11 protein-coding genes are annotated in these 15,805 nt (G+C 72.7%); 5 read left to right on the top strand and 6 right to left on the bottom strand.

What is annotated here, in order from left to right; all coding sequences use genetic code 11:
- The first annotated feature begins 72 nt into the window (after positions 1-72).
- Positions 73-606: a DUF2087 domain-containing protein gene (locus ABZ693_RS04350; protein WP_359873184.1), complete on the top strand. Its 534-nt coding sequence runs from the start codon at positions 73-75 to the stop codon at positions 604-606.
- Between the two features lie 138 nt (positions 607-744).
- On the top strand, positions 745-2,733 hold the full coding sequence (locus ABZ693_RS04345) for a protein-arginine deiminase family protein (protein ID WP_359873181.1): 1,989 nt from the start codon (positions 745-747) through the stop codon (positions 2,731-2,733).
- A 180-nt stretch (positions 2,734-2,913) separates the two neighbouring features.
- Here ABZ693_RS04345 and ABZ693_RS04340 read toward each other — a convergent pair whose 3' ends face one another.
- Genes ABZ693_RS04340 through ABZ693_RS04330 form a run of 3 tightly spaced genes read right to left on the bottom strand, consistent with a single transcriptional unit; the run spans position 2,914 to position 8,043 of the window.
- A complete protein-coding gene (locus ABZ693_RS04340; RefSeq protein WP_359873179.1) occupies positions 2,914-5,673 on the bottom strand; it encodes an alkaline phosphatase family protein in 2,760 nt (919 codons plus the stop codon).
- A gap of 4 nt (positions 5,674-5,677) precedes the next feature.
- The gene (locus ABZ693_RS04335) at positions 5,678-7,027 is read right to left on the bottom strand and encodes an ABC transporter permease (RefSeq protein WP_359873279.1); all 1,350 of its coding nucleotides are present in this window, start codon (positions 7,025-7,027) and stop codon (positions 5,678-5,680) included.
- 41 nt (positions 7,028-7,068) lie between these two features.
- On the bottom strand, positions 7,069-8,043 hold the full coding sequence (locus tag ABZ693_RS04330) for an ABC transporter ATP-binding protein (RefSeq protein WP_359873177.1): 975 nt from the start codon (positions 8,041-8,043) through the stop codon (positions 7,069-7,071).
- A 710-nt stretch (positions 8,044-8,753) separates the two neighbouring features.
- On the opposite strand from ABZ693_RS04330, the gene ABZ693_RS04325 reads away from it, so the two are divergent.
- Positions 8,754-8,921 carry a hypothetical protein gene (locus ABZ693_RS04325; RefSeq protein ID WP_359873175.1) on the top strand — a complete coding sequence of 56 codons (168 nt, stop codon included), beginning with the start codon at positions 8,754-8,756 and terminating at the stop codon, positions 8,919-8,921.
- Positions 8,922-9,097: 176 nt separating this feature from the next.
- Here the strand turns inward: ABZ693_RS04325 and ABZ693_RS04320 are convergent, their stop codons facing one another.
- Complete coding sequence (locus ABZ693_RS04320) at positions 9,098-9,451, bottom strand: beta/gamma crystallin domain-containing protein (protein ID WP_359873173.1); 354 nt, start codon at positions 9,449-9,451, stop codon at positions 9,098-9,100.
- A 443-nt stretch (positions 9,452-9,894) separates the two neighbouring features.
- Complete coding sequence (locus ABZ693_RS04315; protein WP_359873171.1) at positions 9,895-10,155, bottom strand: hypothetical protein; 261 nt, start codon at positions 10,153-10,155, stop codon at positions 9,895-9,897.
- 847 nt (positions 10,156-11,002) lie between these two features.
- On the opposite strand from ABZ693_RS04315, the gene ABZ693_RS04310 reads away from it, so the two are divergent.
- Both ABZ693_RS04310 and ABZ693_RS04305 read left to right on the top strand, forming a co-directional pair.
- Positions 11,003-11,644, top strand: a complete 642-nt coding sequence (locus ABZ693_RS04310; RefSeq protein ID WP_359873169.1) for a DUF1326 domain-containing protein — start codon at positions 11,003-11,005, stop codon at positions 11,642-11,644.
- A 167-nt stretch (positions 11,645-11,811) separates the two neighbouring features.
- A complete protein-coding gene (locus ABZ693_RS04305; RefSeq protein ID WP_359873167.1) occupies positions 11,812-13,926 on the top strand; it encodes a hypothetical protein in 2,115 nt (704 codons plus the stop codon).
- Positions 13,927-13,954: 28 nt separating this feature from the next.
- Here the strand turns inward: ABZ693_RS04305 and ABZ693_RS04300 are convergent, their stop codons facing one another.
- Positions 13,955-15,790: a translation initiation factor 2 gene (locus ABZ693_RS04300; RefSeq protein ID WP_359873165.1), complete on the bottom strand. Its 1,836-nt coding sequence runs from the start codon at positions 15,788-15,790 to the stop codon at positions 13,955-13,957.
- Between the last annotated feature and the right edge of the window lie 15 nt (positions 15,791-15,805).

The following is a 15,805-nucleotide window of genomic DNA, read 5'->3' as shown; positions in this document are numbered from 1 at the left end:
GCCGGACCGCGGGGAACCGGCCCGTGCGAAACGCACAGGACGGCAGACTCGAAACGGGATACGTTCGCTCTCATGACACCCGATCAACTCGCCATTCAGCTCGCCGATCCGGACCTGCGCCGGGTGTTCTCGGCGGTTGCCCTGGGCGCGTCGACCTCCTCCGAGATCCTCACCGTCTCGGGGCTCGGCGCCCCGCAGGCCGCCCCGGCCATCGGACGGCTCGTCCGCGCCGGACTGCTCGTCCAGGGGCGCGGCTCCGTGACCCTGGACGACGCCGCCCTCGCGGCAGCCGGGGAGACCGCCGCCCGACGTGTGGCGGACGAGGCGGCGAACGACCAGCCCGACCCGCGGCTGCGCGGTCACATCCGGGGCGGCGTCCTGGTGGACCTCCCGGAGCGGGACGACGACGCTCGCCGCGCGGTACTCGGGCACATCACCGAGAGCGCCTTCGCGACCGGCGACGAGTACGACGAGCGGACGGTGACCGACCGTCTGCAGCCGTGGTGCGAGGGCGGCACGCTGGACGCGGTCTCCCTGCGGCGGGCCCTCGTCGACGACGGACTCCTGGCCCGCGGCTCCGGCCGTTACCGGATCGTGGGGGCGTAGGCGCGGTCCGGCAGCCCGGACTGAGGGGGAAGGGACACGTCCGACCCGCCGAAAGTATGAGAGCGGCGCCGTCCTCCCGGTCCGGACCCCGCCATCGGGTGGATGCCCCCGGCGTGGCCGTGGCGCGAGGGTGGGGGCATGGACGACGAGACACCGTTGGCCCGCTCGGCCACCGCTTCCCGCACCCGCCCCCGTACCTCCACGCGCCCGCGTTCCCGCCGGATACCCACGAGTTCCGGCGCACTCGGGTGGGCCTTCCTCGCGGTCGCGGCCGGGGTGCTCCCGGCGCAACCGGCCTACGCCGCGCCGCCCCGGCCGGTGATCCGCGCGGATGCCGACCGGGACGGCCTGCTCACCCCGGCCGACGACGCCGGCAAGGGGGTGTGGACCCAGGACCGCGGCGCGCTGATGCTGCCCAACGTGGATGACGACCAAGGGCGTTGCCCCACCGCGGGTCCTGGTGGGGAACGCCTGCCGGACGAGCGGCTGGCGGACTGTGGCGACGCGACGGACACCGTCGTCAACGGTGCCGCCGACCTCGCCGACCTCGCGCCGGTCTCCCTCACCGCCACACGCGTCCCCGCCGGGACCACGGCCACCGTCTCCGCCGACCCGGCCTCCCGGGCGTACGTCCGGATCTTCGCCCGGCGCCACGGCCGCATGGTCCTGCTGAAGCCGGAGGACCGGCTGACCGCCGACGAACTGCGCCGTGGCGTACGACTCGGTGTCGAGGCGACGGACTTCATCCGCGACCCGCGGACGTGGGCGGGCTTCACCGACCTCGTCCTCCGGGTGAGCGGCGACGGTGCCACGACCGAGGACCGGGTCCGGCTCCGGGTCGCGCCGCTGGTGTTCCAGCACGACCTGATGCCGATACGGCAGCTGATGACGGCCGACCACACCACCGAGCCCGCCGAAGTGGAGCGCGGCAAGCCGTACGATCCCGCCGCGCGGCCCCGCCCCGTGGAGCCGGGGGAAGCCGCGTTCCGGCGCGATCTGCGCCGCGGGCTCGACCGGGCCGGGCTGCCCGCGCCGCTGTACAACTACCCCACCGGCGGGGACGTCTGGATGCAGGACCTCTTCAAGACCGCCTACGCGTCCCTCCCCGCGCCGGGCGGCCGGGAACACCGGATCACCGTCCTCGTACGGTCCGCGGACGTGATGCCCGGCACGGCCACCCCCGCCTTCCCGCTCCGGGACGCCTCGCGGAGCGCGTTCCCGCTGCTCCGAGGCCCCGGTACGGGGGTGATCCAGCAATACGACGCCACGCGGGTCGGCGGCGAGGACAGCCAGTTCTACGGGTCGTTCAGCTCCACCGGGAACTTCGGCACCCTCCCGCCGTACACCTGGCAGGGCCGGCGCTACCCGGTGGGCCGGGTCGTGTACGGCGGGACGGGCGGTAAGGAGTCCCCGGACGCCACCTTCACCCGGATGCTCGAGGCGCAGGGGTACCAGCAGCCGATAGCGGTGGACACCAGTTGGCTCGGGGTCGGTCACATCGACGAGTTCCTGTCCTTCGTCCCGGCCCGGAACGACCGGGGCTGGGTGGCCGTCGTCGCCGATCCCGACCTGGGCCGGAAACTCCTGGAAGATCTCGTGGACAAGAGCCGGGGCGGCGAGCCGTTGGTCCGCGGCATCGCGCCCCAGGGCACCACGAAGCCCGGCCTCACCGTCGCGGGCGCCCTGCGCGACCCCTCGCTGACCCGCGGCACCGAGATCGCCCGGAAGGGCATCGAATCCGCCCTCCGGACCCTGCGCGAGGAAAGTGGACTGACGGGGCGTCACATCGTCCGTGTGCCCGCCCTGTTCGAGAAACTCGACCTGCCCGCCGGCTGCCCGCGCCAGGATGTCGTCGCCAACTACCTGCCTGGCGCGGCCAACGGAGTGAGCACCGGCACCGGGGTCTACCTCGCGCCGCGTCAGCACTCCCCGCTGAACGACGGTCGCGACACCTTCGAGCAGGCCGCGGAGAAGGCCCTGAGCGGCACCGGCACCCGGATCTCCTGGGTGGAGGACTGGGACTACTCGCACCACCGGGGCACGGTCGGGCGGAACAGGGTCGGCATCGCCGCCTGGGCCTGGGAGAGCGGTCTGACGTCCACGGAGCAGGCCCACCGGCGCGGCTGAACGCGCGGAGAAGAGCGACCGGACGTACCCGTGACGGCGACGACGGCCGGCGGGCGACCGGAGTCCCCTGGGGGAGGTCTCCGGTACGCCGCCGAGCCGTCGGGTGGTCACGCGCCCGGGCCCGGGTTCGGGCGGTGGCGCGGGCGAGGGCGCGTGACCGTCAGGCAGGGAAGGGGACGGTCAGCCGTCCGTCTCCGCCGCCGGGATGAAGGCACCCGGGACGTCCTTCGGCGCGAGGATCCGGTTCTCGCCGGGGTACGGCTTCTTCCAACCGTGCGCCTGGTACCAGGTGAAGTGGTTCATCTGCGCCGGGTTCGCGAAGTCGGGCCGGGCGCCGGGGCCGCTCAGCCGCTGCTGCCCCTTCCACTTCTCCCACGTCGTCGCCATCGCCTGCTGGTCCGCGGGAACCTTCGCCGACGGCACGGGCGCCGCGCGCGGGTTCTGCGGCGCCGGGGCGTCCACGCCGCACGACGGCGGGGTCTTCAGACCGTCGGTGAGCGGGGTCCGGTTGGGCAGCGCGGCGAACGGGGTGAAGTCCGGCTTGTCGGTGAACGCGGTGCGCATCGGCGTGGCCGCGCTGTCCTTCTGGTTCATCGGGTGGATCCCGAGGATCTGCTCGATGGTCCGGATCACCGTGATCTGCGAGTAGTAGCGGCTGTCGACGACGCCGCGCCGGGCGAAGGGGCTGATGATCTGGATCGGGGCACGGTGGCCGTCGACGTGGTCGAGGCCGGACTGGGAGTCGTCCTCGAGGATGAAGATCGCCGAGTCCTTCCAGTACGTGCTGTGCGTGATCTCGTCGACGATCCGGCCGGTGGCGAGATCGTTGTCCGCGACCTGGGCGGGCGCGTTCGCCGGGCCGCCGGTGTGGTCGCTGGAGAGCCAGAACATATTCAGGTTCGCCGGACCGTTCTTCTCGAAGTCGCGCTTCCAGATCTGGTGCCGGTAGACGTCCGGAACGCTGGTGTCGAACATCGGGAAGCCGTGCACCGACACGTCGTTGAGCGACGGGATCGGCGAGGAGGAGTTGAGCGGGTACGCGGTGTCCTGCCCGGTCGCGGCCATGTTCTTGGCGTCGCAGTACAGGTTCTGCCAGGTCGCGCCCGCGGGCTTGGTCAGGAAGCTCTGGAACTCGCCGAAGTTCCGCACGGTCTTGCCGACCGCCTGCGCGCCGGTCCACAGGAAGCCGGTGCGCTGGTGACCGAGGGCGTCGTCCTCGGTGTCGTAACTGCGCTTGTACTCACCGGCGGAGGACTCGGTGTACTCCGGATTGTCGGCCTGCATCAGCCAGTTGTGGCCCTCGGCCGAGTTCGTGCCGATGTCGTACGTGTTGTCGTACAGCCCGAACTGCCGGGCCATGGCGTGCTGGTTGGGCGTCACGTTCTCGCCGAACTCCGCGAGCGACGGGTCGCCGTCGCCCTGCGGGATGTCGCCGAAGACCTGGTCGTAGGTCCGGTTCTCCTTGACGATCATGAAGACGTGCTTGATCGTCGACGGGTCGCCGATCCGCGCCGGGACGGGCACGGCCTTCGCCTTGCCGCCGCCCTTGCCCTGGGCCAGCTTGACCGAGCCCTTGGTCCAGCCGTTCTGCTGGAAGACCTTCTTCGTCTCGGACTTGATCACGCGGTCGCCGGGGAGCGTTAACCGCTGCAGGCTCGACGTCGTGTCGTGAGTGCCGTGCCCCTTGGGGTTGTTGGGGCGGCGGGCGTCGACGCCACGCGTGTTGGAGACCACGACCTGCTTGCCGGACGAGGCGATCTCCGCCGGGAAGTAGTCCGTCGGCAGCAGACCGACGTAGCCGACCGGCTCCTGCGGGGACGTGTACCGGTAGACGGCGATCGCGTTCGCGCGGCCCAGCGTCACCAGGAGCCGGCCGTCGTCGGTGAGCGTCACCGCGTTGGGCTCGTAGCCGACCGACGCCTCCGGCCACGGCTGGGTCGCGATGGTCTGCACGACCTTGTTCTTACGGGTGTCGATGACCGACACGTCGTTGGTCGCGGTGTTCGTGACGAAGAGCGCGCCCTTCTTGGCGTACAGGGCGGTGGGGTGCAGCCCCACGTGGATCGTCCCGACGGCGGCGTCCGGCTTCGCCGGATCGATGACGCTGACCGTGCCGGTCGTGGTGGCCGCGGTCACCGGGTCGGCCGGAACCTGCGTGTTGTACGAGTTGATCGTGGTGTCGCCGGGCTTCGCCGGGCGGCCGCCCTCGTTGCTCACGTACAGCTTGCCGCCGACCACCGCCATGTCACGCGGCGCGTTGCCGACGGTCCAGCTGCGCCGGATCGTCCCGGTCGCCGCGTCGAGGGCGACGACCCGGTTCTGGCCGTTGACCGCGGAGTACACGGTGGTGCCGTCGGCCGAGAACACGGCCTCGCCCACGAGCGCGTGCCGGGGTCCGTCCGCCGGGATCTTGACGACGACCGGGTCGGCGACACTCCCGTCCGGCTTCACGGTGAACCGGGTGTAGCCGTCGATCTGGCCCAGCCACAGCTGCGTACCGTCGGGGGAGTACGTGGGGCCTTCCTGGCCCACGTCGTTGCCGGCGATCCGCGGCGTGGACGCCGCGGCGCTGCCGACGACCTGCTGAACCTTCCAGTTCTTCAGGTCCATGATGGCCAGCGCCGCCCCGCCGTCGGCGACGGACGCCGCGAGGTGGGTGCCGTCCGGGCTGACGGAGGACGACATGATCTTGCCGTTGTTCACGACCAGCCGCTCGCCGTACGGGGCGATGTACTGGTTGCCGGAGACGACCTGGCCCCGCGCCGTGGTCTGGCCGACCCGGTCGGTGCCGAACTGGTCGGTCCGGGCGAAGGCCACGCCCGCGGCGGCGACGGCGGCCGCCGTGACCCCCGCCGTGATCAGCGGGGCCCGGCGGAGGACACGGCCACCGAGAAGCCGGGAACGGTCCTTCTCGTCCCGCCTTCGGCGAGTCACCTGCATGAAGTCATCCCTTCGGGGGTGAGGGAAGCAGTTCGACGGTGCCGTCGAACTGCCAGAGCGGGTTCGGCGCGTCCCCGGCCGGGGTCCGCACCAGGAAGTAGCCGTTCACTTCCTTCGGTCCGTCGCCGTCGGCCACGAACCGTCCGTCCGCGGTGACGTCGAGCTGGTAGACGGCCGTCCCGACGGCCTCGACGCCGGGCAGATGCCAGGAGACGACGCAGCGCCAGTCGTTGCCCGGCCCCTCGGGGTCGGCCCGGGTGCTGCCCTTGTCGCATGTCGCCGAGGTCTTGAGCTGCGCCTCGGTGACGTCGGGACGGTTGAGCTGCTCGGTCTGCAGGCGGTAGAGGTGGGCGAACGCGGCGGCGACGGAGCGCTGCACCTTGTCCTGCTCGATCCCGGAGCCGGTCGCGCCCGTCGCCGTCTGGACGGCCAGGACCGTCACGGCGAGCAGCCCGGCGAGCGGCAGGACTCCGACGGTGACGGCACGTCGGCCCGGTCCGTCGTCGGCCAGACTGGTGAAGTCGCGCCGCAGGAAGAGGAGATACGCCAGGGCGGTCGCCGTCACGGCCCACACCAGGCCGACCAGGACGCCGATCACGAGCGGGCCGGTCTGCGCCGGGCCGGTGAACAGCCCGTTCCAGGCGGTGAAGGCGTACCCGGGCAGCGCGAGGCGCGCCGCGACGGGCAGCGGCAGCATCTGGGCGAGCTGCGTCGCGAGCGCGACGAGCGCGGGCAGCAGCAGCCCCATCGGGGACCGCCCGAGGACGACCGACCCGAGCAGGCCGATCGCGGCGAGGGCCAGTGTGGGGGCCAGGGCGCAGAGCCAGGCCAGCGCGACCCGGCCGGCCGCGTCCCCCGCCGTCAGGAGCCGGCCGTCGAGGCCGACCAGCGGCCGGTGACCGACCGTCACGAGCCCGCCGACCGTGCCGGACACGGCCAGCCCCGCCACCAGGAGCAGGATGACGGTGAGGCTGGCCAGCGCCTTCGCCGCGAAGATCCGCCGGGGCGAGCGAACCGCCACCAGCAGATGACGCCAGGTGCCGAGCCGGTCCTCGGACGCGAAGACGTCCCCGGCGACCACCGACGTGAGCAGCGGGAGCGCCCAGATGCCCGCGAAGCCGAGCATCACCAGTGGTCCGGCCCACCCCGTCGCGTGCATCCAGCGGCCGAACAGGGTGTCCGTGGGCAGCGTGCTCTGCTGGCTCACCGCGGCGACGAACAGGCCCGGCACGATCCAGCAGACGAGAAGCAGCAGCCGGGTCCGCCACTGCGAGACGACCTTCACCAGTTCGAAGCGGTAGACGCGAGTGAGCGGGACGCGGTGGACACCCGGCTCGCGCGAGGTGTCGAGCATGGTGCCCGTGCCGGCGTTCGTGCGGGTGGGGGTGGTCGCGGTCATCGGCCGGCCTCCTGCGTCCGCTCCTGCGACGGCTGTTCCCGCGGTTGCCCGGTGAGGGCGAGGAACGCGGCTTCGAGGGGCGACACCACGGGGGCGAGCTCGCGCAGGGCGATCCCCGCGCGGACGAGCCGCTCCACCAGGTCGTCGAGGGCGGGCACCCGGGCGCGTACGACGAGGGTGTCCGCGCCGTCGGGCCGGGCGCCGGCGCCGTCGTCGATCCGAACCCCGTCCGTGCCCTCCGCCAGCCGGCGCGCGGCCACCGGATCGGAGGTCCGCAGCCGGTAGTCGAGTGCGCGGTCGTCGGCGGCGAGCTTGCCCAGCGGGCCGGAGAAGACGACCCGGCCGGTGGCGATGATGGTGACCTCGGAGCACAACGCCTCCAGGTCGTCCATGCGGTGGCTCGACAGCACGATGCTGCTGCCCTGCGCCGCGAGCCGGGTCAGGACGCCGTTCACATGCTGCTTGCCGGCCGGGTCGAGGCCGTTGGACGGTTCGTCGAGGACGAGCAGCCGGGGCCTGGTGAGCAGGGCGGCGGCCAGCCCGAGCCGCTGACGCATGCCGAGGGAGAAGCCGCGGGTCCGGTCGTCGGCGACCTCGGTGAGCCCGACCTCGTCGAGCACCTCGTCGATCCCCGCCGTCCGCGCGTCACGGCCGCGCAGCGCGGCCAGCGCCGCGAGGTTCTGCCGGGCGGTGAGCGAGGGGTAGAGCCCCGGGCCGTCGACGAAACCGGCGACATCGTCGGGGGTCGCGAGCGCCCGTTCGACCGGCGTCCCCAGGATCTCCAGCCGGCCGCCGTCGGGGACCGCGAGGCCCAGCAGAAGCCCGAGCAAGGTGGTCTTGCCCGCGCCGTTGGGCCCGACGAGTCCGTGGATCCGCCCCTGCGCCACCTCCAGATCGATGCCGTCGAGTGCGACGACGTCGCCGAAACACTTGGTGATCCCGCGTGCTCGGATCGCGAGGAGTGCGTCCATGAGGCCCTTCCGTCGAAAACCTCCAAGGACCCTAGGAGCGGCACACCGCCCGCCCAGGGGCCGTGAGTTGAACGTGCACAGAACAGAAGGCGACCGCTCTCCGCGCCGCGTGGGTGGTTCGGAAAGCCCGCGGATCCGGGCGGTATCACCTCCGGGACGAACTCGGGACGACGTGCGGACGCGGGCACTCGGTGAGGCCCTGTGCGGGGCCGCCGGAGCACTCAACGCCAAGAAAACCCGCGCTCGTTGCCAACGACCGGACATCCGGCCAGGCGCCATGATGGCGAGGACGGCGCTCGTCCACCGGGGGAGGGGTGGGCCGTCGGAAGCGAGGAGGAACGCGGACACGGACACCCGCAGGCCCCTGATACGGAAGGCGCCTGCGGAGATCCCACCCTGTATCGGCCTGGGGCGGCACGGGTGGGCGCACGGCCGGCGGACTCGCGCCCGCGCCACGGGGGGCTTGTCGAGCCATACGTTCGACAGGTTCGAAGAGCGGGGCGCGAAGTCCGTCGTGCCGGACGGGGAAAGGGCCCACCCCCGCGTACGGGGGTGGGCCGGCGGACGATCGGGCGAGCGGCCCCGCCCCGCCGACCGCGGTCTCTTTCCGCCGACCGGCACGTTCGTCAGGGACGTCGTCACCGCGTCCGGCGGCCGTGCCGGGAGACACGACGGCACACGGGGTGAGGTGGCCAGGTGGGAGAGATGCCGTGACCTACTACGGCGACTGGGAAAAGCAACAGGCGTATGAGGAGGGCCGTCGTGACGAGCGCAGAAGGATCAAAGGCGCGATCGACGGCGACGACGGCGACGGATGCTGCGGGCTGATCGTGCTCGCCGTGATCATCTACTTCATCGCCAAGGCCTGTTCGGGCTGACGAGAGCGGCCCGACGACCGATGCCGGCCGCGCCCGGGACGCGCGGCCGGCATCGGTGTGCCGGTGGGGCGGGATTCACCCGCGGAAAGCGATGCGGGGGCGCCCGGGAAAGCAGCCGTTCTTGGCAGGCGACTCGGTGGCGGGAAATCCCTTCTCGGGAAATTCCCTTCAGCGGGTCACAGGATTTCGATGGAATTGACCTTCGGGGGCCGGTTCGGGAAGGTGATTTCGTGCCACCGCTCGATCTTCACCGAATCACCGTTGGCGTCGTAGTAGATCAGATCGTTGTTTCCGGTGGAGATCTTGTCGACCCACCACCCGCCGAAGTCGGTCCTGCCGCGGTTCGCGTAGCAGTCCACGCTCTCCCTGCCGCCACTGTGCGACCAGATCTTCAGGAAGTCCTCCCCGCCTCGGCATTCCACATGGTCGATCGCGTAGGCGTTGCCCGCCGGCATGGTCAGGGTGATCGTGGCGGCTGCGGCGAACGCCATGGCCATGGAGCGTGCGACCCGCTTCATTTTCGAGATCACGAGTTCTCCTCTATCGCACGCCGAACCGGGAGGTCTGATTCGCCACGTCCGGGTGGCGACAGTGAACAAGTGTTTCGACGACCTCGTGGCGCGACGATTGCGTCGTTTCGTCTCGGGCTTGCAGGAAAACGATCCTGTGAGAACGGTGTGCGTGGCAATCATCTTTTTGCCCCCTGGCTCAAATAATCCCCTGAATGTCCGGAATGGGGCTTTATGGCATATGTATCGCATATTCGAAAGTGAGTGTCAGAGTGTTGTTCGGTGTTCGCGTCGTGTTTTCGAGTCCCGTGCGCAGGACCCGAAGGTTCGGCGTCACCGTCACCGTCGCTGCCACTGTCGCAGTCGAGGCTCGGCGACTCGCCATTCCCCGCGCTCCGTGCATGCCTGGCGGCAGGCGGGTCGCGCCTGGATTGGTGATCGGGGAAGTGCCGCCCGGCGGCGGATCAACCCCGGCGGCCGACCGTGAAGGCGACAGCTGCCCAGACGCACATGCCGCCAAGGGGCACGACTGCCGCCTTTCCGGTCCAGCGGTACAGGTCCTCGCCGATGTGCGCGAGCCGGGAGGCGATCGCGTCGCCCGGCGTGTTGTAGTCCGCTCCGTTGTTCCTGCCCTTGCAGCGGTGATTGGAGGAGAAGTGCCGGCCAAGGCCGCGGAGTATCGCGAGGGCGACGAGAAGGATCAGGCCGGTGATGAGCGGCGGCAACAGGGTTCGGCCTGCCGCGTGCGCGTAGAGGTCCGCACCGCCACGGTTCCATTCCGTGCGCTTCGTGTGCCTGAGTAGGCGTACTCAGACACACGAACCCGCTTGAGTCGACCGGCGTACGGGCCGCGAGGGTGGGCGCGCGAGGTTGGTGCGATATGGCGATGACGCGTTCCCCGGCGCGCGGCCCGGTGCCGCCGCCGTCGACCACGATGCCGGCCGGGTCCCGGCCGAGGGCCATCGATCCGTATCGCGCGCACGCATGACCCTTCACATGAACAGGGGCCGGCGGCAGGCCCCGACGCCGTTGACGTGCACGGGATTCCCGATCCGACGGCGGACTGGGCGTGTCTGTGTGTCGTCTCCGCGTGCGGCGCCCGCTCGCAGGCCGGCGACAAGGCTCCCGCCCGTCCCTGTGCGTGTCGGGAGCCGCTCGTCCCGGTGTGGTCCGAGGGTGTCGGAGCGTCTCCTTCCGGACGGACGCGAAACGCCTCTTCTCGTACGTCCCCCTCGGCCGGTTCGCGCCCGAAGCGCCCGGCGGGCCTCGTATGGCGCGGGCGGGGCCTCGCTCGCGCCCGTGATCCCGACGTACCGCCTCGCGCGCGCCGCCGCGCAAGGGTGGGACCGCTCGGGGCGCCCCCGGAACGCGAGCGTGCCGGAGCTCTTCGCGTGACCGCGTCAGCGGTGCCGGGCGTTCCTGTCCGGAGGCGTGATCGCATGGGGTGGGCAGGGCGTTCCCGGACAAGCGGAGCCTTGGAAGAGTGCTCCGGACACCCTCGGGAGTGGCCGATCAGGATCGAACGAAAGGGCGAAATGCATACCCCTAGGGGGTACAGGGGATGTCGTCGCCATGAACAAGACGAACTGGCACATTCGCGGTGAGTGGTTCGACGTCTGCAGCTGCTCCATGCCCTGCCCCTGCACCTTCGCCCAGGCCCCCACGGACGGGGCCTGCCTGTTCACCCTCGTGTGGCAGGTCCACGAAGGGCACTTCGGGGACGTACGGCTGGACGGCCTGGGAGTGGTGGCGCTGGGCGAGTTCGCCGGCAACATGTGGGAGAAGGACACCGACACCCGCATGAGCGTGATGTTCTACATCGACGCGAAGGGCGCGCCGGAACAGCGCCAGGCCCTGGAGGAGATCTTCCGCGGCAACGTGGGCGGCTGGCCGGGCACCTTCGGCTCGCTCATCGGCGAGGTACGCGAGGTGCGGTACGCGCCGATCGCCTTCGAGGCCGCCGAGGACCTGGAGTACTGGCGCGCCTCCGTGGGGGACCAGGTGAGCGTGGGCGCCAGGGCGCTCACCGGCCCCACCGCGGATCCGTCCCGCAGGGTCCAACTGGTCAACGCCCCCGGCGCGGAGGTCGGGCCGGGCCAGGTGGCCACCTGGGGTGTCGTCGACGCGGACCACGCCGAGGGGTTCGACTTCTCCCACCGCTACCGCGGCGGATCGAGCAAGCACTTCCCCTTCGACTGGCGCCCCACCGACTGAGCGGACGGGGCCGACGTCACGGAACCCGGAACCACTGAGTACCCCGGAAAACCCCACGGATCCCTGAGAACATCCGAGCGCGCCCGAGCGCGCCCATGACCCCCGAGAACGCGGCCGGCCGGTTCCGGCGCACCGTCACCTCGCCCCCGAGGCCCTAGGGTTGGGGCATGGCCGAGGAGACCCACAACAGTGTGAGCGGGCAGGCGGACGTCGTCGTCCAGGCCGGCCGCATCGGGGAACTGCACCAGCACATCCACACCGGGGCACCGGCCGAGTACCCGGTCCCCCACCAGCTGCCGCCGGAGCTCGCCCACTTCGAGAACCGGCACGACGAGCAGGAAGGCATCCGGTGCGCCCTCGACGAGGGCCCCCGCCGGGCCGGACCGCTCGCCGTCGTCCTGACCGGGATCGCCGGCATCGGCAAGACGGCCCTCGGCTTCCACGTGGCGCGCGGTCTCGCCGACCGCTACCCGGACGGGGTGCTCTCCCTCGACCTCGACGACCTGCGCCGGGACGGCGCCGTCGACGTGGCCGACGCCGTCGGCGGCCTGCTCACCGGCTTGGGCGTGCGTCCCGAGTGGCTGGAGCGGTCGCTCGCCGCCCGCACGCGTCAGCTGTGGACCCGGACCAGGGACAAGCGGCTCATCGTCGTCGTCGACAACGCCCGCTACGGCAGCGAGATCCTGCCGCTGCTCCCGGCGTCGCCCCACAGCCTGGTCATCGTCACCAGCCAGGGACCCCTGTACGACCTCGACGGCACGGCGTCGGTCGAGATCGCGGTGCCGCCGCTGGCCGCCGACGACGCCGTACGGCTGCTCGCCGCCATCGTCGACGACCCCCGGCTCACCGCCGAGCCGGACGCCGCCGCCGAACTGGTCCACGGCTGCGGCGGACTGCCCGCCGCGCTCACCGTGGCCGGCCAGTGGGTGCGCAAGTACCGCAGGAAGAGCCTGTCCCGGCTGGTCGTCGAGCTGACCGGGGAACTCCGCGCGAAGGGCATCCCCATGGTCGAGGCGGTCTGGGACGCGTCCTACGCCGGCCTCGGCCCGCGGGCCGCCCGTCTGTACCGGCTGCTGCCCCAGTACCCGGCGCCGCTCATCGAGGCCGAGCCGGTCGCCGCCCTCCTCGGCCAGGACCTGGACGACGCCCTCGATGCCCTGGAGGAACTGGAGTCGGCGGGCCTCCTGGAGGGCCGCGACGAGGGCTTCCGCGTGCACGACCTGGTACGCGGCCACGCCGAACGGCGTGCCCGGCAGGACGCGGACGACGCACGCGACCCGGTGGCCGCCCGTACCGCGCTCATCCGGTGGTTCCGGCGCCAGGCCGCCCGCGCCGACCTGCTCGCGGCCGGCCCCCGGATGACCCTCGCCGAGCCGCCCGCCCCAGCCGCAGACGACGCTGAAGACGCCGCCACCGCCGGCCCCGACGTGGACTTCGCCGACAAGGCGGCGGCACTGACCTGGCTCGACGAGCACCGGACGGCGCTCTACGGCTGCGTCCGGACGGCGTTCGCGTCGGGACTCGACGAGGACGCCTGGGCGCTGTGCGAGTCGCTGTGGACCCACTTCCTCGACCACCCCCACTACGCGGACGTGATCGACGCCTTCCGGACCGGGGTGGCCGCCGCCGACCGGTCCGAGCACCTGGGCGCCCGGATCCGGATGCGCTGCCAGCTCGCCCGCCCCCTGTGGGAACAGGGACGTTACGACGAGGCGGCCGAACAGCTGGAACGGGCGCTGTCCGCCTCCGCACTCCTCGGCACGGAGAACGCGGAGCGCAAACTGCGGGCCTCCACCCTGGAGTTCCGCGGTCTGCTCGCCGCCGAGGCCGGCGACTGGGCGGCCGCCGTCGCCGACTTCGAGGCCTCGCGCGCGATCCACGCCGAGATCGGCAACGGCTACGGCGTCCTGCTGCAGACCTACCTGCTCGGCAAGACCGCCCTGCGCCGCGGCGACCACGAGGCCGCCGTACGGCTGTTGGGCGAGGCCCACGCGGCGGCCCGCGAACAGCGGCGGGAGCGGCTGAGCTCCCGGGCCGGTTTCGAACTCGGCCGCGCGCTGCGCCGCGCCGGCCGCACGGTGGAGGCGGAGCCCCTGATGGCCGAGGCCCTCGCCGCCGCCCGCCGCCGGGGCTCCGGGACCGACGAGAAGCGGATCCTGGAGGAACTGGCCGCGCTCATGGCCGAGTCGGGCCGGCCGGCGGAAGCGGAGGAGTACGGCGCGGCCGCGCGGCGACTGGCCGAGGAAGCCGGTGCGCTGCCCGCCGACGGCCGGGGCGCGTAGCCACGGAACCGCGCGCGCCGGGCGGCGGTCAGAGCTCGTAGGCGTCGAGGTCGGCCGGCCGCGCCGCGTCGACCCGCACGCGCACCGTCACCGGTCCGATCGCGCAGGACAGTACGGCGGGCAACCGCGGCTCCGGGGTGGCGCCGAGCCAGGCGTGCACCGCCGACACGACCGCCACCGGATCGGGGCGCGCCACCCGGCCGGCCGACCGCTGCGGTTCCACGTGGACGAGCAGTGGCCCCGCCCGGTGGTGCCGGAGCAGACAGCGGTCCGCCGACAGGATCGCGGCGGCCGTGCGGCAGCCGGGGAACTCGTCCAGCGCGTGCGCCGTCCAGCCGCCGGCGGTCCACGCCGTGCGCGCCCCGTAAGCGCCCCGCGCCCCGTGGGCCCCCTGCACCCCGCGGCCACTCCGCGTCCCGTACGCGCCGCGCGCTCCGTCCCCGTCACCACCGGCGTACGCCCGGCGCCACACGACGGCCGCGCTCTGCGGCGCGCGCTCCCCGCCCGTCCGGTACTCGGCCGCGAGATGGTGCACCGGCTCGCGCGTCTCCGGCGGGAAGCGTACGAGGACGACCTGGTCGCCCGTCACCTCGGCCCGTACGGCGTGGGTCTCCGGCAGATCCGTGCGCGGCGGCGCGGGGCAGCGGAAGGGCCGGGGCCGCGGGGCGTACGCCGGCGGAGTCAGGTCCAGGAGCCGGTACAGCTCCCGCCGCAGGCGCTCCAGCGCGCGCCCTCGCCCCCGGGGAGCGAAGGCGGCGCCCGCGGCCGCACGGGTGTCGACGGACCCCGCGAGCCGCAGCGCCTCCTCCAGGCCGTCCGGCCCGGCCAGCCGCGGCACGGACGCGAGCAGCCGCGCCATCGGACTGTCCGGCACCAGCTCCTCGTCACCGTCGTACGCGCTGACGACGGGCCGCCCGAGCGCCGCCGCGTACAGGGCGGTGGACCCGTGGTCGGTCACGACGGCGTCCGCCGCGACGAGCAGCGCGGCCCACTCCTCGTACGGATCGGGCAGCAGCAGACCGGCGGACAGCGCCGGGGCGAGGTGCCGGGCCAGGTCGAACGTGCCGGTCTCGCTGTACGCGTTGGGGTGCAGCACCAGGGCGAACCGGTAGGTGTCGTGGGGGTGGCGCGCCAGCAACTCGCCCGGCAGGCCGGGGCGGCGTTCGAGCAGCGACTCCGGCCCCCAGGTCGAGACGAGGACGACGAGCCGGCGCGGGCCCGTGCCGAGCGCGTCACGGTAGGCCTCGCGGTGCGGGACGGAGACGAGCAGCCGGTCCAGTGTCGGGTCGCCGACCACGGCGGCGCGCGGCCCGACGGACGGGCAGTGCCGGGTGAGCCGGTCGGCGTCGGCGTCGTGCGCCAGCGCGTACAGGTCCGCCCAGGGCGCGTCACCGGACATCAGGAAATGCGGGTCGAGTCCGGACGGCAGGGCCGCCGAACCCTCCTCGCGCAGCGACTTGTTGAAGCCGGCCCCGTGCGGCAGCAGGGCGCGCGGCCCGGACAGCGTGCGCAGTTCGCCCTTGGGGCTCGCGGCAAGCACCAGGTCGTGGGTGCCGCGGCGGGCCTCCTCCCACGGAACCGTGCGCGCGCCCGCGCGGTCGAGCGCCGCCAGCGCCTCGGTGCCGAAACGGGACCCGGGCACCAGGGTGAAACGGGTGACCACGCGCGGGTCGCCCTCGAAGACGGGCAGGGCGTCGAGCAGCCGGTGCAGAGCCACCGCCGACCGCGCGGCGACCAGGACGACCCGCTGCCCCCGGTCCGTACGCCGGTCCGTACGCCGGTCCGCTCCCTGGGGCGCGAGGTCGCCGCGTCCCCGCCTCGCGCTGGCGAGTTCTGGCTGGTCGGCGGGCGCCCCGTGCGGCATGGTCCCGATCGTACC

The sequence above is a fragment of the Streptomyces laurentii genome, from assembly GCF_040635425.1.
Classification (GTDB): domain Bacteria; phylum Actinomycetota; class Actinomycetes; order Streptomycetales; family Streptomycetaceae; genus Streptomyces; species Streptomyces laurentii.
Note: the sequence above shows the minus strand (reverse complement) of the source record. Positions and strands in the feature narration are given on the sequence as shown.

Bases quoted from the DNA above. Each gene is read 5' to 3' on its own strand.
- ABZ693_RS04350 (WP_359873184.1), top strand. From the start codon at position 73: ATGACACCCGATCAACTCGCCATTCAGCTCGCCGATCCGGACCTGCGC.
- ABZ693_RS04345 (WP_359873181.1), top strand. From the start codon at position 745: ATGGACGACGAGACACCGTTGGCCCGCTCGGCCACCGCTTCCCGCACC.
- ABZ693_RS04340 (WP_359873179.1), bottom strand. From the start codon at position 5,673: ATGCAGGTGACTCGCCGAAGGCGGGACGAGAAGGACCGTTCCCGGCTT.
- ABZ693_RS04335 (WP_359873279.1), bottom strand. From the start codon at position 7,027: ATGCTCGACACCTCGCGCGAGCCGGGTGTCCACCGCGTCCCGCTCACT.
- ABZ693_RS04330 (WP_359873177.1), bottom strand. From the start codon at position 8,043: ATGGACGCACTCCTCGCGATCCGAGCACGCGGGATCACCAAGTGTTTC.
- ABZ693_RS04310 (WP_359873169.1), top strand. From the start codon at position 11,003: ATGAACAAGACGAACTGGCACATTCGCGGTGAGTGGTTCGACGTCTGC.
- ABZ693_RS04305 (WP_359873167.1), top strand. From the start codon at position 11,812: ATGGCCGAGGAGACCCACAACAGTGTGAGCGGGCAGGCGGACGTCGTC.
- ABZ693_RS04300 (WP_359873165.1), bottom strand. From the start codon at position 15,790: ATGCCGCACGGGGCGCCCGCCGACCAGCCAGAACTCGCCAGCGCGAGG.